The following is a 19301-nucleotide window of genomic DNA, read 5'->3' on the forward strand; positions in this document are numbered from 1 at the left end:
GAGCGCCCCGCCGGCGGTGGCCGACAGGTCTCGCGGGAACTAAACCCGGTGGTCGCTCGTTGACTGCCACCGACGGCGTCGACGATGATGTGGCATGACCAACGGCAAGAGCATCTTCCGCCGCAAGAGCGTCGAAGAGGCGCTGGCCTCGACGACGGACCCAGAGCGGTCCCTCAAACGCGACCTCACCGCGTTGGACCTGGCGGTGATGGGGGTCGCCGTCGCGGTCGGTGCGGGGATCTTCTCGGTCGGTGCGACAGCGGCCGCCAACTATGCCGGGCCCGGTGTCATCCTGTCGTTCATCATCGCCTCGGTCGTGTGTGCGCTGGCGATCATGTGCTACGCCGAGTTCGCCTCGACGCTGCCCATCGCCGGGTCCGCCTACACCTTCTCCTACGCCACGATGGGGGAGTTCGTGGCCTGGATCATCGGCTGGGACCTCATCCTGGAGATGCTGCTGGCCTCGGCGGTGATCGCGAAGTTCTGGGGCGTGTACCTCTCGGACGCCTTCGGCCTGTTCGGCATCGACGTCCCCTCCACGATCCAGGTCGGCCCGGTCGCGATCGACTGGGGCCCGGTGTTCATCGTCGGGGTGTTCACGGTCCTGCTGGTGATCGGGACGAAGCTCAGCTCGCGGGTCAACGCGGTGCTGACGATCCTCAAGGTGAGCATCACGCTCTTCGTCATCGTCGTCGGCTTCTTCTACGTCAAGGCCGAGAACTTCACCCCGTTCATCCCGCCGGCCGAACCGGCGGAGAGCGCCTCCGGCCTGCACCAGCCGCTCTTCGCGTTCCTGTCCGGGATGGAACCGACCGCCTACGGCATGGTCGGGGTGCTCTCCGGCGCGGCGCTGGTCTTCTTTGCCTTCATCGGCTTCGACGTCGTGGCGACCACGGCCGAGGAGACCAAGAACCCCCAGAAGGCGCTGCCGCGCGGGATCCTCGGCGGGCTCGCGGTCGTCACCGTCCTCTACATCCTCGTCACCGTCGTTGTCACCGGGATGGTCTCCTTCCGGGAGCTCGCGGCCTCCGACAGCCCGTCGCTCACCACGGCCTTCGTGCTCGTCGGAGCGGACTGGGCCGGGAAGGTCATCTCGATCGGCATCCTGCTCGGTCTGACCTCGGTGATCATGGTGCTGCTGCTCGGCCTCACCCGGATCGTCTTCGCGATGAGCCGGGACGGACTGCTCCCTCGCGGGTTGTCCAAGACGTCGCCCCGCTTCCACACCCCGGCCCGGCTGCAGATCGGCGCCGGCGTGGTCGTCGCGCTCATCGCCGGCCTCGCTCAGGTCGAGCTGCTCGAGGAGATGATCAACATCGGGACGCTGTCGGCCTTCGTGCTCGTGAGCTTCGGCATCCCGATCCTGCGCCGCAGCCGCCCGGACCTGCCGCGCGGCTTCCGGGTGCCGTGGTCCCCGGTGCTGCCGATCGTGGCCGGGGTCGCCTGCCTGTGGCTCATGACCAACCTCACCACCCTCACCTGGCTGCGGTTCGGTGCCTGGCTGGTCCTCGGCACGGCCATCTACCTCTCCTACTCCTACCGCGCCAGCCAGCTCCACACCGGCCGCGCCACCGTCCCGGACGCGCAGACCCCTCCGACCCCCGCCCCCTGACCGCCAAGCCGAGCGATCCCGACGCTGAGTGCGGTCAAACGGCTGCCGGATGTCCGGTTTGGGCAGCCATCTGGCCGCACTCAGCGTTCGCGGCGCCGGTCGCTCGCCCGGTGGACCCAGGATCGAGACGCGCGGTGGGCTGCTACCGGGGTCGGCCATGCCCGGCCAGCCAGTCGACCTCCTCTGCGAGCAGCTCGAGGGCGCTGCCCTCCGGGACGTACCCGAGACGCGCGGCGGCGCTCGTGTCGAGCACGATCGGGTGCGCGGACTGCCAGGGGTGCGCGCCCCGCTCGGGGTCGCCGGCGTCGTCGAGCAGGTCGAGGGTGCCGGTCCAGCCCAGCCGCTCCCCGATCGCCCGGACGATGTGCTCCGCGGTGGGCGCGTCCGGATCGGCCGTGTTGAGGATGCGCCGGCCGGGGTGCGCGGCGACGGTCTCGATGAGCGCGGCGGTGTTGGCGGCCGCGGTGAGGTGGTCGATCGACGCACCGCGCCCGGCGAGCTCGATCCGGGCGTCGCCACGGAGCATCGCCTCCACGATCGGCCGCGTGCGCGCGTTGCGGGCCCAGCGTCCGTGGACCTTGGACGGGCGGATGACCGTGACGGGGAGCCCGCTGTCCAGTGCGGCGCGCTCCGCAGCGACCTTCGACGGCGCGTAACCCTCCCGGCTGAACGGGTCGACGTCGTCCCCCGCCGGCGGGAGCGTCGATGTGCCCTCGCCGATCGGGACGGTGAACCGCGGTGGTGTCTCGCTGTTGATGTGGTGACCGAAGGGGTCGAGATAGACGGCTCTGCTCGAGATGAGCACGGTGCTCGCCACGGAAGCCATCACCGGCAGCAGCGCGCGGACGTCGGAGGCTCGGTAGGCGAGCAGGTCCACGAGCAGGTCCGCGCCGTCAGCCACGAGCGTGGCCACCGCCGAGGTGTCGCTGCGCTCGGCCCGGTGGAAGCGCACACCGGCGGCGGTCAGCTTGGCGGGCATCGAGGACGGGTCGCGCCCGGTCACGTCGACGCTCCATCCGGCGGCGACCAGCCGTGCGGCCGTCGCCCCACCGATCGCCCCGGTCCCGCCCAGCAGCACCGCCCGCACGCGCATCCCCTCCAGCTTCTTGCCCGGCTCCGAGCGCAGACTTTACGCCCCGGCGATCTCGTCCGACGCAGCCGAAGCCGCGAATCTCACGTACCTGCGCCAGCAGATCGCTGCCGGCACGGCCGCGAAGGCTGCGCTCGTGACGAACCATGCCAGGGCTGACAGGCCTGAGGAGAGAAACAGCTGGAGCAGGAAGGACACCAGCGTCAGAGCAGCGCTCATCGCACCCGTGGCGACAGCTACCGCTCGCCGCCGGCGCCGGTTCCGCTCGACGTACCGCCCGAGGGTCAGGTCGCCGCAGCCCACGGCCAGCCCGAGGACGGCGCCCGGCACTCCCATGACGACGATCATCAAGAAGAGGTAGCCGATCGCCTGGACCGCCGCCTCCAGTCCGGCCGCGAACACCCCGACGGCGATGAGCACCGCCCACAAGGCGCTGGGCAGGAACGCGCAGACCAGGCTCCACCGCAGGACGAGCGGTAGTGCGAAGAACTGCGTCACCGTGGTGGCCGATTCCCGTCGGGACCATCCGCGTCCTTGTCGTCCCCGCCGGTCGGGGCGCCGACCGTGGTCATGAGCCGAAGGACGTCGTCGACCAGGCCGCGTGCCACGGGGAGCCGGGCGAGTCCCACCGCCTTGCCGATGATCGGTGCGAGGCCGTCGACGAGGCGGCGCGTGCGTACCTGACGAGGGGAGGAGTCGGTGACCCAATGGAGGGTGACACCGAGGTAGGAGAACCACAGCAGCATGGGCAGGCGGTCCGCGAGGGCTTGGGGTGGGCGCCCCTGGGAGAGCAGGACTGCGTGGGCCAGAAGGCTCGTCGCCAAGTCCCTTGCCTCGCTCGACTCCTGGGAGAACGGGCTGGTCCGGGATGAGGTCGGGAGGGCGATCTGGACGAAGGTCGATCCGAAGTCGTGGTAGCCGTCCATCGCGTCGAGACCGGTGTGCAGGACGACGCGCAGGTTCGCCGCCAGCGGGGCGCCCTCGCGCAACAACGGCAGGGCCCGCGAACGGTGCTCGCGCTGCACGCTGAGATAGAGCTCGTGGACGAGGTCGTCCTTGCTGTCGAAGTAGTAGTACGCGTTGCCCAGGGAGACGCCGGCCTCGCTCGCGATCCGGCGCATGGTCGTGGCGTGGAAGCCCTCCGTGCGGAAGAGGCGCAGGGCCGTCTCGACGAGCCGCTCGCGTGTCTCGGTGCCTCGCTCCGCCATGCCGACTCCTCAGTTGAACGTGTTCAACTGAACCGTAGCCTCGCTCTCGAACATGTTCAAGAGCGCTCGTCGCCCACCCCACCCCGCTGAGTGCGGGCAGATGGCTGCCCGACGTCCGGTATGTCCAGCCAGACGGCCGCACTCAGGGGAGGCAGGGGAGGGGTCAGGGCTCGAGGAGCTTGCGGATCCGCTTCTCGCTGACCGGGCCGTTCGTGCCGAGCTGCTGGGCGAAGAGGCTCACCCGGAGCTCCTCGATCATCCAGCGCGCCTCGGCCAGAGCGGTCGCCCGTGCGGGATCCGGCCGGCCGGCCGCGTACGCCGCGCGGGCCTTGTCGTAGACCTCTTCGACGTCGTGCACCCGCCAGGCCAGCTCGGCGTCCCGGTTCGGGCTGCCCGCCGCCTTCTCCAGCCGGTACGACGCCGCGCGCAGGTACCGCACGAGGTGCGGCAGCTGGGCGGGCGGGGTCGCCGAGATAAACCCGTCGTAGACGAGCCCGCTCACGTGGTCGCGGATGTCGGCCAGGGTGTTGAGCAGCGCGAGCGAGTTCGCCGACCGGATCTCCCCGTCCAGGGTGCGCGCCGCGGTGAGCGCGGCGACCACGTGCCCGACGACGGCATGCACCTGGTCCTCGAGCCTCCCCTTCACGGCCGTCCGGGCCGCGACGTACGCAGCCAGGTCCCGGATCGCCGCGGCACCGGGGGTGAGGCTGATGACAGCTGCCAGCTGAAGGTCGGCGACCAGCGCCGCGGTGTTCTTGTACGGGCTGGCCGCGAGCGTGAGCGACTGGGTGCCGGACCACCGGGAGGTGACCCGGGAGGCCTGCATGGCGGTCTCGGTGAGCAGCAGCCGGCGCACGCCCCGGGTGTGCTCGGGTTCCTGCCGCGCGGCGTCGGCGAGGATCCGCAGCGCGACGGTGATCTGCGCCCCGGCCCGTTCCTCGACCAGCGCCGGGTAGCCGCGCACGACCATGCCCCCCGGGCCGGGGGAGTCGACCTGGGCGGGCAGCACGCCGTCGGGCAGGGTGGCCGGCGGGCTGGGCCAGGTGGTCAGCGGACCGGTCTCGGCCAGGGTGACGCCGGTGGTGGCGGGCCCGCCCGAGCCCGCCGGTCCACCCTGGGCGCCGAGGTCGTCTGTTTGGTGCGAGGTCGTCTGTCCAGATGGACGACCTGGAGCAGAATGGACGACCCCGCCGCCCGCGGAGCTGCCGGTGCCGGTGGGGCCGCCGGAGGAGCCCGCAGCCGTGGCGGACGCCGCCGCAGCGGCCTGGGCCTCGCGCAGCGCGGTGCCGACGGCGCTCTTGACCGCCGAGCGCACGGCGGCCTGGGACTGGGTCGCCAGGCGGCGCTGGAGCGCGACGAGGTCCTTGGACTCGTCGAGCACGACCTCCCCGCGGGGCCCGGACCCGGCCCGGCCCCCACGCTCCTCGAAGACCCGGAAGGTCATCCGCAGGTGGGCGGGCAGCTTCTCGCGGTCCCACGCCTCGGGGGGGATGTCCACCCCGCGCAGCGCGCGGACCGCCTGGCTGAAGGCGGACTCGAAGGACTCGGCCATGTCACCGGCGCGGGTGATGTCCTGCCAGTCGGGGGTGTTCTCCCGGAGCCAGGCGACGACGCCGCGGGCCACGTCCGGGGCCGGCACGAGCTGGACCCGCACCGGCTTGGGCAGGGACCGGATGCTCGCCGTGGTCAGCTCCTCGAGCAGGCCCGGGACCATCCAGTCGAAGCCGTCCGGGACGAGGCGGTTGAGCACCGAGATGGGCACGTGGACGGTCACGCCGTCCGCGTCGGTGCCCGGCTGGAACTGGTAGGTGAGCGGGAGCGTGAGGTCGCCCTGCACCCACTCCTGGGGGAAGTCCTCGGCCGAGACGTCCACGCCTTCGGGGACGAGCAGCTCGGCGGTGAAGGTGAGCAGCTCGGGCTGGTCGCGGTGGGCGGTCTTCCACCACTGGTCGAAGTGCCGGGCGGAGACCACCGAGGCGGGCACCCGCTCGTCGTAGAAGGCGAAGAGCGCGTCGTCGTCGATGACCAGGCCACGCTGACGCGACCGGGCCTCAAGCTCGGCGGCCTCGGCGAGCAGGCGGCGGTTCTCGGCGAAGAAGTGGTGGTGGGTGGTCCACTCGCCCTGGACGAGGGCGTGGCGGATGAACAGCTCGCGGGCCTCCTCGGGGTTGACCTTGGAGTAGAGGACCGTGCGGTCGGTCACGATCGGCACGCCGTAGAGCAGCACCTTCTCGATCGCCTGCGCGGCGCCCTGCTTGGTGGACCAGTGCGGCTCGGAGTACGTGCGCTTGACCAGGTGCTCGGCGAGCTCCTCGGCCCACTCCGGCTGGATCCTGGCGACGTCGCGGCCCCACAGCCGGCTCGTCTCCACGAGCTCACCGGCCATGATCCACACCGGTGGCTTCTTGGCCAGGCCCGAGCCGGGGAAGATCGCGAAGCGCGCGCCGCGGGCCCCGAGGTACTCGTTGCGGGCGAACTTCTTCGCCCGGCGGTCGCTCGCGCTCTCGCGGCCTTTGACCGACGACGCCTTGACCTCGGTGGCCTCCTGCATGCCGATCTGGGACAGCAGCCCGGCGAGCAGCGACCGGTGGATCGTGTCCCCGTCCCACGTCTGGCGCAGGTCGAGGTCGTCCCTGGAGTCGACGCCGGCGGCGGCGCCGACCGTGTTGCCTGACCCGGACCCCGACCCGGAGTCCCCCGCCGTCCGCGGGGCGGGCGCGTTCATGACGATGCCCAGCGGCTTGGCCATCTCCCGCAGCTGCCCGACGACGTCCTGCCACTCCCGGATCCGCAGGAAGTTCAGGTACTCCGACCGGCACAGCCGCCGGAACGCCGAGGAGGACAGGTCCCGCTGCTGGGCGCGGGCGTACTCCCAGAGGTTGAGGTAGCTGAGGAAGTCCGACGTCGGGTCGGTGAAGCGCGCATGCTGCTGGTCGGCTTGCGCGCGGAACTCGGTGGGCCGCTCGCGCGGGTCCTGGATGGACAGGGCCGCGGCGATGATCATCACCTCGCGGGCGGCGTGGCGTTTGCCGCCCTCGACGATCATCCGGGCCAGGCGCGGGTCCATCGGCAGCTGGGCCAGGGCCCGGCCGGTCTCGGTCAGCCGGGTGCCACCGCCGTCGGGCTCGCCGGCCCGCGCCTTCGCGGGCTCCAGCGCGCCGAGCTCGGTGAGCAGCTGGACGCCGTCGCGGACGGCGCGGGTGTCGGGGGCCTCGACAAAGGGGAAGCGGCCCATGTCGCCGGGGGAGCTCACCACCCCGACCGAGATCATCTGCAGCAGGACCGAGGCGAGGGAGGTGCGCAAGATCTCCGGCTCGGTGAACTCCGGCCGGGAGAGGAAGTCGTCCTCGGAGTACAGGCGGATCGCGACGCCGTCGGCCACGCGCCCGCACCGCCCGGAGCGCTGGTTGGCGCTCGCCTGGGCGATCGGCTCGATCGGCAGGCGCTGCACCTTGGTCGCCTTGGAGTAGCGCGAGATGCGCGCGGTGCCGGGGTCGACGACGTAGCGGATGCCCGGCACGGTGAGCGAGGTCTCGGCGACGTTGGTCGCCAGCACCACCCGCCGGCCCGGGTGGGACTGGAACACGCGGTGCTGCTCGGCGGCGGACAGCCGCGCGTACAGCGGCATGATCTCGATGTGGTCGGGGCGGCGGGCGTCCGTGGTCCGGGCGCCGAAGTGCCCGGACAGGGCGTCGGCGGCGTCGAGGATCTCCCGCTCGCCGGAGAGGAACACGAGGATGTCCCCGTGCCCGACGGCGCACAGCTCGTCGACCGCGTCGCAGATCCCGGTCATCAGGTCCCGCTCGCCGCCCTTCTTCGCCGAGGCGTCCTCGGGAGTGAGGGGGCGGTAGCGGACCTCCACCGGGAAGGTGCGCCCGGAGACCTCGATGACCGGTGCGACCGGGCGGTCGTCGGGCTGGCCCTCGCCCGGGTCGTCGACGGGACCGCCGGGGGCGAAGTGCCGGGCGAAGCGCGCGGAGTCGATCGTCGCGGAGGTGATGATCACCTTGAGGTCCGGGCGCTCGGGCAGCAGCCGGGTGAGGTAGCCGAGGATGAAGTCGATGTTCAGGCTGCGCTCGTGCGCCTCGTCGATGATCAGCGTGTCGTAGGCGAGGAGCTGGGGGTCGCGCTGGATCTGGGCGAGCAGGATCCCGTCCGTCATGACCTTGACGAGGGTGTCCGCCGAGGACGTGTCGGTGAACCGCACCTGGTAGCCGACGATCTCCCCGAGCGGGGTGCCGACCTCCTCGGCGATCCGCTCGGCGACCGTGCGGGCCGCGATCCGCCGGGGCTGGGTGTGGCCGATCTGCCCGGCGCGCCCGCGGCCCAGGTCGAGCAGGATCTTGGGGATCTGCGTCGTCTTCCCCGAGCCGGTCTCACCGGCGACGATGACCACCTGGTTGTCGCGGATCGCCGCGGCGATGTCCTCCCGGCGCGCCGAGACCGGCAGCTGCTCGGGGTAGCTGATGGGCGGCACGACGACCGCGGCCCGCGCGGCGGCGGCCCGCGCGAGGCGTGCGGGGTTGGGCTGGGCGCGAGCGGGACGGCGGTCCGTCGTGGTGCGCGCGGGCCTGCTGCGCTCGGTCCGGCCACGACCGGTCGTGGCGCCGGTGTCAGCGGTGTCCCCGGTGCGTTCGCCGCCGCGGCCACCACGTCCGCCGCGGCGGCGCCCCGCCGAGCGCGCCGGACGCTCAGGGCGCGCCGAACCCTCGGGTCCCGCGGAACCTTCTGGTCCCGTGGGGGTGCTGCCTGTATCGGGGTTCTGCGGTGCCGTGCTCACAAGCCACTATTCTCCCAGCGGCCGCAAGTCATTTCACGGCCGGCCGGGTGGGGGAACGAAGGACCTAGTCCTTCGTGAACTGCAACGGGATCGCGAAGGCGAGGATCGCGGCGAGGAGCCCGCCACTGAAGATGTAGGCCTCGGAGCCGGGGTAGTCGAAGGCGATGGCCATGCCGTACAGGCCGAGCGCGAACAGCGCGATCATCGCGAGGGTGAAGATGAAACGCATGGGTGTTCCTCCGGTATCAAAGACTGCGCCCACGGTATCAGCGTCGTCACACGAGCGTGGCGACGACGGCGACCAGTGGGATCGTGAACTGGCTCACTGCCCCGCCCCACAGCCGGTGGTCGCTGACCCACAGGACGATCCCGCACAGCGACATGAACGAGCAGGCGTACAGGACCAGGGCCCGCCCGACCTCCTCGTCGCCCGACCCGGCGAGCACCACCCCGAGGATCGCCCCGGCCCCCAGGAACATGTTGTAGAAGCCCACAGAGAACGCCCAGAGGCTCACCTCCGGCGGGGAGGCGTCCTTCTTGAGCAGGAAACGCTGGACCCCTCGCTGGTCGAAGAAGAACGACTCCATGAGCCCCACCGCGACGTGGAGCAGCCCGGCCCCGAGGGCGAAGATGACGGCGACGGTATTCATGGCACCACCTCCAGGTCCCATTCTCCCCTGGTCGCCCATCCCTCGCTAGGCTGGTCCGATGAGCGAAGCGCGTGCCACCGCGGCCCTGGACGCCGCCGGGATCGAGTACACGATCCACCGTCACGGGCCGGTGTCCTCCCTCGCCGAGGCCGCTGCGGCCCGCGGGGTCGACCCCGCGGGCATCGTCAAGACGCTCGTCGTGCGCCGCGGTGCCGACGACTACCTCTTCGTGCTGGTCCCCGGCGACCGGACGATCTCCTGGCCCAAGCTGCGCGGCCTGCTCGGCGTGCAGCGCCTGTCCATGCCCGACGCCGCAGTCGCCCAGGAGGTCACCGGCTACGCGCGCGGGACGATCACGCCCTTCGGGTCGCTGCGCCCCTGGCCGGTGATCGCCGACGAACGGGTCCTGGGACGGGCGGTGTCGATCGGCGCCGGCGCGCACGGGGTGGGCGCCACGGTCGACGGCACCGAGCTCGTCCGGGTGACGGGCGCGCAGGTGGCGGACGTCACCGAGACCGCGGGGTGAACCGCCCCGTCCCCCGGGGGATCAGGAGGACGCTTCGTCGACCGACTTCTTGAGCGCGTCGATCTGCGTGGTCAGCGCGTCGATCGCGGACTGCACCTCGGGGGCCACGGCGTCACCGGCAGAGGTGGTGAGGTCCTCAAGCTTCGTCGACGCGTCGGCGAGCGCCGTCTTGGCGGCGGCCAGCTTCTGGTCGGCGTCCGAACGCTTCTGCTCCGCGTCCTCGAGCGCCGACTGGGCGTCCGCGGCGGCGGACTTCGCGGCGGCGGCCGCCTCGGTCGCCTTGTCCTGAAGCGTCGCGGGCAGCGTGCCGAGATGGTCGCCGAGTGCCTGGGCGTCGGCGGCGATCGTCTGGACCTGGGACTTCGCGTCCGTCGCCAGCTGCTTGAGCTGCTCGGTCGAGATCGAGACCTCGGGCAGGTCTGAGCACGCCGACAGGGTCAGCGCACCGAGCACGACGGCGGCGCCGGCGGCTCTGACGGACAGGCGTGCACGTCGGGTGGGCGGGGTGTCGTCGCGACGGAAGCGGATCATGCCTCCAGTCTGGCGGAACCGTTCCCGGACAGCACCCATGCTGGGCGAGCGCGGCGTGAAGATGACGCAAACATCTCGCGAGAGCCGCCTGCGGTGCACGACAATGGTCCGCATGACCCAGCTCAACCCCGTCGTCCCCGCCCCGCGTCCCGGCTCTCCCGAGTCCGACGCACCGGTCGCCCCGGCCCTGCGTCCGCTGACCGCGGAGGGGCTGACCAAGTTCTACGGCGCCCAGAAGGTCCTCAGCGGCCTCGACCTCGTGGTCGCGCCCGGGCACCGGATGGGCCTGGTCGGGGAGAACGGCGTCGGGAAGTCGACGCTGCTGCGCCTGCTCGCCGGCCTCGAGGAGGCCGACGCGGGGCGGATCTCGCGCCCCGAGGATCTCGGGTTCCTCCACCAGGAGATGCCGTTCCCGCCCTCTACCCCCGTCGCTGAGGTGATCGCCGACGCCCTCGCCCAGGTGCGTGCCCTCGAGGCCGACGTGCAGCGCGCCGCCGACGCGCTCGGGGCGTCCGGGGCCTCTGCCGAGGATCTCGCCGAGGCCGACTCGGCCTACGAACGGGCGCTGCAGCGGGCCGAGGTTGCGCAGGTCTGGGACGCGGACCGGCGCGCCGAGGTGACCCTGGCCGGCCTGGGGATCGAGCATGTCATGGGCCGCACGGTCGACGAGATGTCCGGGGGGGAACGGACCCGGCTGCACCTGGCGGCGCTGCTCGTGCGCCAGCCCGGGGCACTGCTGCTCGACGAGCCCACCAACCACCTCGACGACGAGGCCGCGACCTTCCTCGCCGCGGCGGTCCGGGCGATGCCCGGCGTCGTCGTCCTGGCCAGCCACGACCGGGTGTTCCTCGACGAAGTGTGCACGGACATCCTCGACCTGGACCCCACGCCGTCGGGCTTGTCGGGGACGCTCTATGCGGGGACGTACGCCGACTACCGCGCCGCGAAGAAGGCGGAGCGGGTCGCGTGGGAGCGCCGGTACGAGGCCGAGCAGGCCGAGCTCGTCGAGCTCAAGGACTCTGTCGCGACCACGGCTCGCAACGTCTCCCACGGGCGCGAGAGCAAGGACCACAACAAGATGGCCTACGGTCGCCGCGGCGACCGGGTGGAGGGTCAGGTCTCGCGCCGGGTACGCAACGCCCAGCAGCGCCTGGACGCCCTGGAAGAGGCGCAGGTCCGCCGGCCCCCGCGACCGCTCGCGTTCCGGGCCTCGTCCTACGGGCTGGCCGCCGCGGGCGGCGCCGGGGTGGTGCTGTCCCTGCGCGACGTCGTCGTGCCCGGGCGCCTGGAGACGACCACCCTCAAGCTCAAGGCCGGGACGAAGCTGCTGATCACCGGGGCGAACGGGTCGGGCAAATCGACCTTGCTGCAGGTCATGTCCAAGGACGTCGTCCCGGCGCGAGGCTCGGTGACCTGGGGTGAGGGCGTCCAGGTCGGGATGCTCGAGCAGGACGTCTACCTCCAGGACGACGTCCGGTCGCCGCGCGAGCTCTTCGACCTCATCGGGGCCGGTGACCAGCTGGCGGGCTTCGGCCTGGTGGGTCCCGCGGACCTCGGCCGGCCGCTGCGGGAGCTGAGCGTGGGGCAGCGGCGGCGGGTCGTGCTCGGGATGCTCGTGGCCCAGGCGCCCGAGGTGCTGCTGCTCGACGAGCCGACCAACCACATCTCGCTCACCCTGGCCGACGAGCTCGGCGAGGCGATCGGCGTGGCCCTCGGGACGATCGTCGTGGCCTCCCACGACCGCTGGCTCCGGCGCCGCTGGAGGGGCAAGACCCTCGCCCTCCCCACCCGCTGACGCCCCCCGCGCCGCCCCGCACTGACCACCGCCGCCCCGCGCCGCCCCCCACCGCCCCCGCTGAGTGCGGGCGGATGGCTGGACATATCGCCCGCGAGGCAGCCGTTCGGCCGCACTCAGCGGGGTGGGGGTGTGGATGGAGGCTGGGGCTCAGGCGTCGGCGGCGGTGCCGCGGAGGATGTCGAGGTCGTGCTGGAGGGCGTGCAGGGCCGCCGAGACCCCGGCGTCGATGCCCTCGACGGTCGCGGTCACGTGGCGCAGCTCGGCCGAGGCGGCGTCGAGCGCGGTGCGGGCGTCGTTGAGGCTGTCCTCGGCGGACCACAGGGTGAAGGAGTCCGCCTCGTCGACGGCGCGCAGGGCGCGCTTCGCTGTGGCCGTGGCCGCCTGCGTGGAGGCGATCGCGTCGCGGGTCTGTGCGCGCAGGGCCTCGGGCAGCGCGGAGGTGTGGGTGGCTGCGAGCGTGATGTCCCGGGAGACGACATCCGTCTGGGTGCGCACCTGCACGAGGGTGTGCTGGCGGGCAGCCGTGTCGGCGAAGGCGATCGAGCCGCTCGCCAGGGGAAGCGTGATCGCGAGGAGGCTCGCTGTCGCTAGTCGAGTCGTCTTTGACGTCATGTAACGATTCTGCAACGAGATCCTGGGAAGAACCTGGATTCCACCGAAGATTCACCCGCGCGTCGGGGATCTCCTCATTCTCGACCGGGTGGAACCCCACCAGCACCGCACCGCGCGCGGGAGGGGCACTGCCCGTGCCGCGAAGTCCATGGGGGGGAATTGTGACTGTATGGTCATCCGTCTGGCGTCCATGGCTCAGCAGCGTTAGCGTCGTGTGACACACGTGCACGGTCGTACCGACGCGCAGAGCGACACCGAGGTCGATCACCTCGTCGGTCCACAGGTGCAGCCCGACAGCGCACCACGTCGCTCGCCGTCGCTCGATCTCGCAGGACTCCGCAGACTTGGTAGAACGTCGCAGGACGTCGTAGGACAAGGCAGGAACACCATGACCACAGGAACACCATGACCAGCAGCGAACCGGACGACGCATACGCGATCACGACCCGCGACGACGAGGGGACCACCCTCGTCACGCTGCGCGGCGAGATCGACGCCGCGCTGCGCGACCAGGCCAGCGAGGCGATGGTGTTCGTCGTCACCCAGGACAACCCCGTCGTCGCCGACGTCGCCGACGTCACGTTCATCGACTCCTCCGGGTTGGCCTTCCTCGTCCAGCTGCACCGGCTGTGCGCCGAGAGCGGCCTCGGCCTGGACCTGCGCAACCCGTCGCACAAGCTCCTCGAGCTTCTCGAGGTCCTGGGCATGGGCGGGCAGTTCGCCGTCCAGCGCACCGCAGAGCGCGAGATCCTCGGCGCGGGGGCCACGACCACCTGAGCTGTCGGTGGTCCGAGATACCGTCTGGGCATGCGGATCTTGCACACCTCGGACTGGCACCTCGGCAGAACGCTGCACGGGGTCGACCTGCTCGGCCATCAGGCCGAGTACTTCGACCACCTGGTCGAGGTGGTCCGGGCCGAGAAGGTCGCCGCCGTGGTCGTCTCGGGCGACGTCTATGACCGCGCGATCCCGCCCGTCGAGGCTGTCACCCTGCTGTCCCAGACGCTGGCCCGGCTCGCCGAGCACGCCCAGGTGGTCCTGACCCCGGGCAACCACGACTCCGCGATCCGGCTGGGCTTCGCCGCCCAGCTCCTGCGCGACGACGTGCACCTGCGCACGCGGGTGGCCGACGTCGGGCGGCCGGTCACGCTGGCCGATCCGGCCGGCGGTGGTCCCGTCCTGGTCTACGCCCTGCCCTACCTCGACCCCGACGCGGCCCGCACCGCCCTGCGCGAGGACGGCGGAGAGCCGCTCGGTCGTTCGCACGAGGCGGTCATGGCGGCGGCCATGCGCCGCGTGCGCGGTGACCTGGTGCGCCAGCAGGCCGGCCACCCGGCAGCGCGGGTCCGCTCGCTCGTCATGGCGCACGCCTTCGTCATCGGCGGGAACGCCTCAGAGTCCGAGCGTGACATCCGGGTCGGTGGCGTCGACTCGGTGCCGGCCGGGACCTTCCAGGGGCTCGACTACGTCGCCCTGGGCCACCTGCACGGTCCCCAGCGGGTCGCCTGCCCGGGGCCGACGGTCGCCCGCTACTCGGGATCCCCGCTCGCCTACTCCTTCTCCGAGATGCGTCACGCCAAGTCGACCGTGCTGGTCGACCTCGGCGCCGATGGGGTCTCGGGTGAGCCCGAGCTGGTGGTCGCACCCGTCCCTCGGCGCCTCGCGGAGGTGACCGGGACGATCGACGAGCTCCTCGGCGCGGCCGGTGAGGGCCACCACGAGGACTGGGTCCGACTGATCGTCACCGACCTGCTGCGCCCCCCGGAGATGAACGCCCGGCTCAAGGAACGCTTCCCGCACGCGCTCGTCATGATGCACCGCCCGGCCGGGGACCGACCACGGGAGTCGCTCACCCTCTCGGTCACGGCCGCGAGCGACCCGGTCGCGGTGGCCGCCGACTTCATCGCCCACGTCAGCGGCGTGGAGCCCAGCCCCGCCGAGGCCGACGTCCTGCGGACCGCCTTCGAGACCGCCAACGCCACCGACCGGAGCGCATGATGTACCTCCACTCCATGACCCTGCAGGCGATCGGACCCTTCGCGGGCCGGCACACGGTCGACTTCGCGGCCCTGGCCGACTCCGGGATCTTCCTGCTCGAGGGGCCCACCGGTGCAGGGAAGTCGACGCTCATCGACGCCGTCGTCTTCGCGCTCTACGGCAGGGTCGCCTCGGCGGCCGCGAGCGACGACCGGTTGCGCTCCGCCTACGCCGGTGACGAGACCGAGTCCTTCGTCGACCTCACCTTCGAGACCGGGGCCGGGGTGTTCCGGGTGTACCGGACGCCGGAGCGGATGCGCCGGAAGAAGAAGGGTGAGGGAACCACCAAGCAGCAGGCCGGCATCAAGCTCTGGCGGCTCACCGGCGACGAGCTCGCGGCGGGCCTCGGGGATCCCGGGGACAGCGGGGACCTCCTCGCCAATCGCCTCGACGAGGCCGGGGCCGAGCTGACGAGGATCATCGGGTTGGACCGCAGCCAGTTCGTGCAGACCATCGTGCTGCCCCAGGGGGAGTTCGCGAACTTCTTGCGGGCCAACCCCGAGGACCGGCGCGGGCTGCTGCAGAAGGTGTTCGGCACTGAGATCTACGAGAAGGCCCAGACCCAGCTCGCCGCCATGCGCGCGAGCGCCCAGCACCAGCTCACCGCGGCCCGGGCCCAGGCGACGACGGCGGTGGAGACCTTCATCACCGGTGCGTCGTTGGACCCTCAGGAGGAAGAGATCCTGCGGTCGGCCCCAGCCCACGACGTGCCCAAGCTCGCCGACGAGCACGTCGCCGGGCTGGCGTCCGCGGCCCAGGAGCAGACGGTCGTCGCCGGCGCGGCGCGGACCCGGCTGAGCGCCGCGCGGCTGGCCCTCGAGAGCGCCAAGCAGCGCGCGGACGACGCGGGGCGCCGGGACTCGCTGCTCGCCGAGCACCGAGCCCTCGACGAGCGGGCGCCCGAGATCGACGTCCAGGAGGCAGCGCTCCTGGCGGCCCGTCGTGGGGCCATGGTCGAGCCCGCGATCACGGCCGAGGCGATCGCCCGGAGCGGCGCGGAGGGGGCCACGGTGACCCTGCGCACCGACCTCGACCGGGCGAGATCGGTCCTCGACGTCCCGGCCGCGCTCGTCGCCGGCCAGGACGGGTCCGACCCCGCCACGGAACCGGAACCCGGCGCGCACGAGCGGGCGCGTCAGGACGCCCGGGAGGGCCTGCGGCTGGGACGGGACCATGACTCCGGACAGATCGCCCTGCTCAACCGGCTGCTCCCGGTCGAGGCAGGACTGGCGGGACGGCGGAGCGATCTGGCCGCGGGGACGGCCACCCTGGCCACGCAGCGCGAGGTGGTCGAGGGGCTGGAGACCGCTCTCGCTGACCGCCCCGCGGGCCGTCTCGCGCTCGAGACCACCCGCGACGGGGCTCGCGCGCTCGCGGCCGACCTGCCGTTGCGCACCGCACGGCGCGCGGCGGCCCGGGAGCTCGTGGAGAGGTTCACCCGCCTGGAGGTGCTCATGGCCGAGCACACCGCGGCCCAGGGTGCCCGGTCGGTTGCGGGCGTCCTCGCCCAGCAGGCGGTCGACGCCGAGGCGGAGGTGCGCCGAGCTCGGATCGCGGGGATCGCCGGGGAGATCGCGGCCGACCTCGGCGCAGGGACCCCGTGCCCGGTCTGCGGCTCCGCCGAGCACCCCGCGCCGGCTCGCCTCGGCGCCGACCATGTGGACCAGGCGGCTGTGGACGCCGCGGAAGCCGCCCGGCAGGCGCGTGAGGCTGCGCTGGCGGGCGCCGAGCAGCTCGTCGTGCGGTGCGGGGACCGGCTGGCCACGCTCCAGGAGTCCACCGCGGGCACCGACCTCACGGCGGCGACCGCCGAGCTCGGGGCCACGGAGGCCGCGGTCGCGGTTGCGGAGGCCGCCCACGACCAGGCCGCCGTAGCCGTCCGCGAGATCGAGGTCTTCGACCTGGAGACCACGGCGCTGCGCACCGACCACGCCCGACGCGTGGAGCAGGCCGCGACCGACCGGGTCCGCCTCGACCACGACCGCGCGCGGATCACCGCTGACGAGACGGAGATCTCCGGTGCAGCCGGAGCCCGCACCGTCGCCGACGTCGTCGCTGACCTCAAGGCACGGGTCGGTGCCGTCGACGCGCTGCTCGCCTCGCAGGACAAGGCGGTCGCGGCGCGGTCGGCGCACCGCCAGCGCTCCGACGAGCTCGACCGCAGCCTGGCGGCCAACGGTTTCGAGACCGTCGAGGCGGCCCGCGCGGCCGTCCTGGCCCCGGACCGGGTCGCCGCGCACGAGCAAGCCGTGGCCGCCTACCGGGCAGCCCGCGCCCGGGTCGAGTCGGGCCTGGTCGAGGACAGGATCCTCGCCCTCCCGGAGACCGTGGACGTCGACCTCGACGAGGTCCGCGCCGAGGAGGCTGCGGCGGAGGCCGCCGTCCACGCGGCCCAGGTCGCCTCGGCGCTGGCGGCGCGCACGGTCCAGGATGCGGGGCGGGACGCGGCGGTGATCACGCGAACGAGCGCTCAGCTGGAGGCCGTCGAGGTGTCCACCGAGCCGGTCGTGCGGATGGCGGACCTGGCTGGTGGCACGTCCCCGGACAACACCACCCGGCTCACCCTGGCGACGTTTGTGCTCATGCGCCGCTTCGAGGACGTCGTCGCGGCGGCGAACTCCCGGATCTCGACGATGTCGGACGGTCGCTACGAGCTTGTCCGCTCCGACGTCAAGGAGGTCAAGGGCAACACGAAGGTCGGTCTTGCGCTGCGAGTCCTCGACCACCAGACCGGCGTCCCGCGGCTGCCCAGCTCGCTGTCCGGGGGCGAGACCTTCTACGTGTCGCTGTGCCTCGCGCTGGGCATGGCCGACGTCGTCACGGCCGAGGCCGGCGGCGTGGACCTGGGGACCCTCTTCGTCGACGAGGGCTTCGGCTCCCTCGACCCCGAGACGCTCGACTCGGTGCTGGCGATCCTCGGCCGGCTCCGTGCCGGCGGCCGGGTGGTCGGGGTGGTCTCACACGTCGAGGCGCTCAAGCAGACCATCGCCGACGGCATCTCCGTCCGTCGCCTCCCGGACGGGTCGAGCACCCTCACGGTGCGCGCCGGCTGACACCGCAGCTGACACCGCAGCTGACACCGCAGCTGGCGCTGGCTGCGCGGACGAGGCCGCCGCCGTCGTCGGGCGCGGCGCCCGGCTGCGCACTGCGACGAGAAGGACGCCCGCGATGGTGATGACAGCGAACATCACCGCGGTCATGGTCGTGGCCGGGTCTCCCCCGATGAGCCCGGTCACCGGCGCGATCGCGGCGCCGATCCCGAACTGGAGCGCACCGAGCAGCGCGGCGGCCGAGCCGGCCCTGTGCGCGTTGTGCTCCAGGGCGATCGCCGGGGCGGAGGGCATGACGAACCCGGCGGTCGAGAGGGTGAGGACGAGCAGCACCACCAGCGTCCACATCCCCGATCCTGGGCTGGACGCGCTGATCAGCGTCGTGGCGAACAGCACGCCCGACAGCACGAACCCGGCAGCCATCGCGACCACGAGGATCCGTTCGGGGGACACCCGACCGATGAGGAACCCGTTCACCTGGCTGCCGGCGGTGACGGCGATCGCACCGGCCCCGAAGATCAGCCCGAACTGCTGCTCGGAGAGACCGAAGCCGTCCTGGAACACGAAGGAGGACGAGGACACGTAGGCGAACATGGCCGCCAGGTAGAACCCGTTGAGCAGGGCCAGCCCGAGGAACTGCCAGTCGCGGAACAGCTCACCGTAGGAGCGGAGCGCGGCGCCCGCCCCACCCGTGCGGCGTCGCGCACGCGGCAGCGTCTCCTGCAGCCGGAAGTACGCGATCACCAGCAGGATCGCTCCGACCACGGCGAGCAGGGCGAACATCAGCCGCCACGACCCCAGGCGCAGCAGCTGTGAGCCGATGGTCGGGGCGAGGATCGGGGCCACTCCCACCACGAGCATGAGCCGCGCGATGACCTTGCCGACCTGGAAGCCCGAGAAGTTGTCCCGCACGATCGCGATCGACAGGACCATACCGGCCGCGGCGCTCAGCCCTTGGACGAACCGGAGCGCGGTGAGCAGCTCGATGCTGTGCGCGGCGACGATCGCGGCGGAGACGACGACGTAGGCCGCCATGGCGGCCAGCAGCGGCCGGCGTCGTCCGACGGCGTCGGAGAGGGAGCCGATGAGCAGCTGGCCCAGGGCCAGCCCGGCGAGCGTCGCGGTGAGCGTGAGCTGGACCCGGGGCTCGGTCGTGGCCAGGTCCGTGATGATCTGCGGGAAGGCCGCGAGGTAGAGGTCGATGGTCAGCGGGCCGATGGCCACCAGTGCTGAGAGCAGCAGCACAAAACCGGCGGTGATCGGCGTCAGGGTCGTCTCACGCGTCGTGGTCATGCTCGGCCAACGGCGCGGCCTGCCCGTAATGTTCCCGGGCGTCCACGGACTGGAACGGCGACCGGGCAGGTGCCAGGGCAGATGGCCGGGCAGATGGCCGGTAGACACGAACGG

General features: G+C 72.3%; 15 protein-coding genes. 6 read left to right on the plus strand and 9 right to left on the minus strand.

Features of this window, described 5'->3' with window-relative positions:
- Window positions 1-94 precede the first annotated feature (94 nt).
- Complete coding sequence (locus ACWA15_RS00520; RefSeq protein ID WP_464057260.1) at window positions 95-1612, plus strand: amino acid permease; 1518 nt, start codon at window positions 95-97, stop codon at window positions 1610-1612.
- Window positions 1613-1754: 142 nt separating this feature from the next.
- On the opposite strand, the gene ACWA15_RS00525 is transcribed toward ACWA15_RS00520, so the two are convergent.
- The 6 genes from ACWA15_RS00525 to ACWA15_RS00550 form a co-directional block, all read right to left on the minus strand.
- Entirely contained in the window at window positions 1755-2705 is a 951-nt protein-coding gene (locus tag ACWA15_RS00525; protein ID WP_464057261.1) for an NAD-dependent epimerase/dehydratase family protein, read from the minus strand.
- A gap of 36 nt (window positions 2706-2741) precedes the next feature.
- The gene (locus ACWA15_RS00530; protein WP_464057262.1) at window positions 2742-3200 is read right to left on the minus strand and encodes a hypothetical protein; all 459 of its coding nucleotides are present in this window, start codon (window positions 3198-3200) and stop codon (window positions 2742-2744) included.
- Window positions 3197-3910 carry a TetR/AcrR family transcriptional regulator gene (locus tag ACWA15_RS00535; RefSeq protein WP_464057263.1) on the minus strand — a complete coding sequence of 238 codons (714 nt, stop codon included), beginning with the start codon at window positions 3908-3910 and terminating at the stop codon, window positions 3197-3199. Before ACWA15_RS00535 ends, ACWA15_RS00530 begins: the two co-directional genes overlap by 4 nt.
- Window positions 3911-4073: 163 nt before the next feature.
- A complete protein-coding gene (hrpA, locus tag ACWA15_RS00540) occupies window positions 4074-8690 on the minus strand; it encodes an ATP-dependent RNA helicase HrpA (protein WP_464057264.1) in 4617 nt (1538 codons plus the stop codon).
- Window positions 8691-8754: 64 nt separating this feature from the next.
- On the minus strand, window positions 8755-8919 hold the full coding sequence (locus tag ACWA15_RS00545; protein WP_464057265.1) for a hypothetical protein: 165 nt from the start codon (window positions 8917-8919) through the stop codon (window positions 8755-8757).
- Between the two features lie 46 nt (window positions 8920-8965).
- Complete coding sequence (locus ACWA15_RS00550) at window positions 8966-9340, minus strand: DUF1304 domain-containing protein (RefSeq protein ID WP_464057266.1); 375 nt, start codon at window positions 9338-9340, stop codon at window positions 8966-8968.
- 58 nt (window positions 9341-9398) lie between these two features.
- On the opposite strand from ACWA15_RS00550, the gene ACWA15_RS00555 reads away from it, so the two are divergent.
- Window positions 9399-9866, plus strand: a complete 468-nt coding sequence (locus tag ACWA15_RS00555) for an aminoacyl-tRNA deacylase (protein WP_464057267.1) — start codon at window positions 9399-9401, stop codon at window positions 9864-9866.
- A gap of 21 nt (window positions 9867-9887) precedes the next feature.
- Here ACWA15_RS00555 and ACWA15_RS00560 read toward each other — a convergent pair whose 3' ends face one another.
- Entirely contained in the window at window positions 9888-10397 is a 510-nt protein-coding gene (locus ACWA15_RS00560; protein ID WP_464057268.1) for a hypothetical protein, read from the minus strand.
- A 112-nt stretch (window positions 10398-10509) separates the two neighbouring features.
- Here ACWA15_RS00560 and ACWA15_RS00565 point away from each other — a divergent pair, with 112 nt between their 5' ends.
- Window positions 10510-12192, plus strand: a complete 1683-nt coding sequence (locus ACWA15_RS00565) for an ABC-F family ATP-binding cassette domain-containing protein (RefSeq protein WP_464057269.1) — start codon at window positions 10510-10512, stop codon at window positions 12190-12192.
- Window positions 12193-12342: 150 nt separating this feature from the next.
- On the opposite strand, the gene ACWA15_RS00570 is transcribed toward ACWA15_RS00565, so the two are convergent.
- Window positions 12343-12807, minus strand: a complete 465-nt coding sequence (locus ACWA15_RS00570; protein WP_464057270.1) for a hypothetical protein — start codon at window positions 12805-12807, stop codon at window positions 12343-12345.
- Between the two features lie 405 nt (window positions 12808-13212).
- Here ACWA15_RS00570 and ACWA15_RS00575 point away from each other — a divergent pair, with 405 nt between their 5' ends.
- The 3 genes from ACWA15_RS00575 to ACWA15_RS00585 are packed head-to-tail and all read left to right on the plus strand — an operon-like array spanning window position 13213 to window position 17897.
- Entirely contained in the window at window positions 13213-13584 is a 372-nt protein-coding gene (locus ACWA15_RS00575) for an STAS domain-containing protein (protein WP_464057271.1), read from the plus strand.
- Window positions 13585-13614: 30 nt separating this feature from the next.
- Entirely contained in the window at window positions 13615-14805 is a 1191-nt protein-coding gene (locus tag ACWA15_RS00580) for an exonuclease SbcCD subunit D (RefSeq protein ID WP_464057272.1), read from the plus strand.
- Window positions 14806-14819: 14 nt separating this feature from the next.
- Window positions 14820-17897 carry an AAA family ATPase gene (locus ACWA15_RS00585; RefSeq protein WP_464057273.1) on the plus strand — a complete coding sequence of 1026 codons (3078 nt, stop codon included), beginning with the start codon at window positions 14820-14822 and terminating at the stop codon, window positions 17895-17897.
- Here ACWA15_RS00585 and ACWA15_RS00590 read toward each other — a convergent pair.
- On the minus strand, window positions 17802-19187 hold the full coding sequence (locus ACWA15_RS00590) for a multidrug effflux MFS transporter (protein WP_464057274.1): 1386 nt from the start codon (window positions 19185-19187) through the stop codon (window positions 17802-17804). The two genes, ACWA15_RS00585 and ACWA15_RS00590, sit on opposite strands and share 96 nt — an antisense overlap.
- Between the last annotated feature and the right edge of the window lie 114 nt (window positions 19188-19301).

Source organism: Sanguibacter sp. TS_SC_8 (assembly GCF_055361235.1).

Excerpts from the sequence above, each read along its gene's own strand:
- ACWA15_RS00535 (WP_464057263.1), bottom strand. The coding sequence starts at position 3,910 with ATGGCGGAGCGAGGCACCGAGACACGCGAGCGGCTCGTCGAGACGGCC.
- ACWA15_RS00580 (WP_464057272.1), top strand. The coding sequence starts at position 13,615 with ATGCGGATCTTGCACACCTCGGACTGGCACCTCGGCAGAACGCTGCAC.
- ACWA15_RS00590 (WP_464057274.1), bottom strand. The coding sequence starts at position 19,187 with ATGACCACGACGCGTGAGACGACCCTGACGCCGATCACCGCCGGTTTT.
- ACWA15_RS00545 (WP_464057265.1), bottom strand. The coding sequence starts at position 8,919 with ATGCGTTTCATCTTCACCCTCGCGATGATCGCGCTGTTCGCGCTCGGC.
- ACWA15_RS00575 (WP_464057271.1), top strand. The coding sequence starts at position 13,213 with ATGACCAGCAGCGAACCGGACGACGCATACGCGATCACGACCCGCGAC.
- ACWA15_RS00550 (WP_464057266.1), bottom strand. The coding sequence starts at position 9,340 with ATGAATACCGTCGCCGTCATCTTCGCCCTCGGGGCCGGGCTGCTCCAC.
- ACWA15_RS00520 (WP_464057260.1), top strand. The coding sequence starts at position 95 with ATGACCAACGGCAAGAGCATCTTCCGCCGCAAGAGCGTCGAAGAGGCG.
- ACWA15_RS00525 (WP_464057261.1), bottom strand. The coding sequence starts at position 2,705 with ATGCGCGTGCGGGCGGTGCTGCTGGGCGGGACCGGGGCGATCGGTGGG.
- ACWA15_RS00570 (WP_464057270.1), bottom strand. The coding sequence starts at position 12,807 with ATGACGTCAAAGACGACTCGACTAGCGACAGCGAGCCTCCTCGCGATC.
- ACWA15_RS00565 (WP_464057269.1), top strand. The coding sequence starts at position 10,510 with ATGACCCAGCTCAACCCCGTCGTCCCCGCCCCGCGTCCCGGCTCTCCC.
- ACWA15_RS00585 (WP_464057273.1), top strand. The coding sequence starts at position 14,820 with ATGACCCTGCAGGCGATCGGACCCTTCGCGGGCCGGCACACGGTCGAC.
- ACWA15_RS00555 (WP_464057267.1), top strand. The coding sequence starts at position 9,399 with ATGAGCGAAGCGCGTGCCACCGCGGCCCTGGACGCCGCCGGGATCGAG.
- ACWA15_RS00560 (WP_464057268.1), bottom strand. The coding sequence starts at position 10,397 with ATGATCCGCTTCCGTCGCGACGACACCCCGCCCACCCGACGTGCACGC.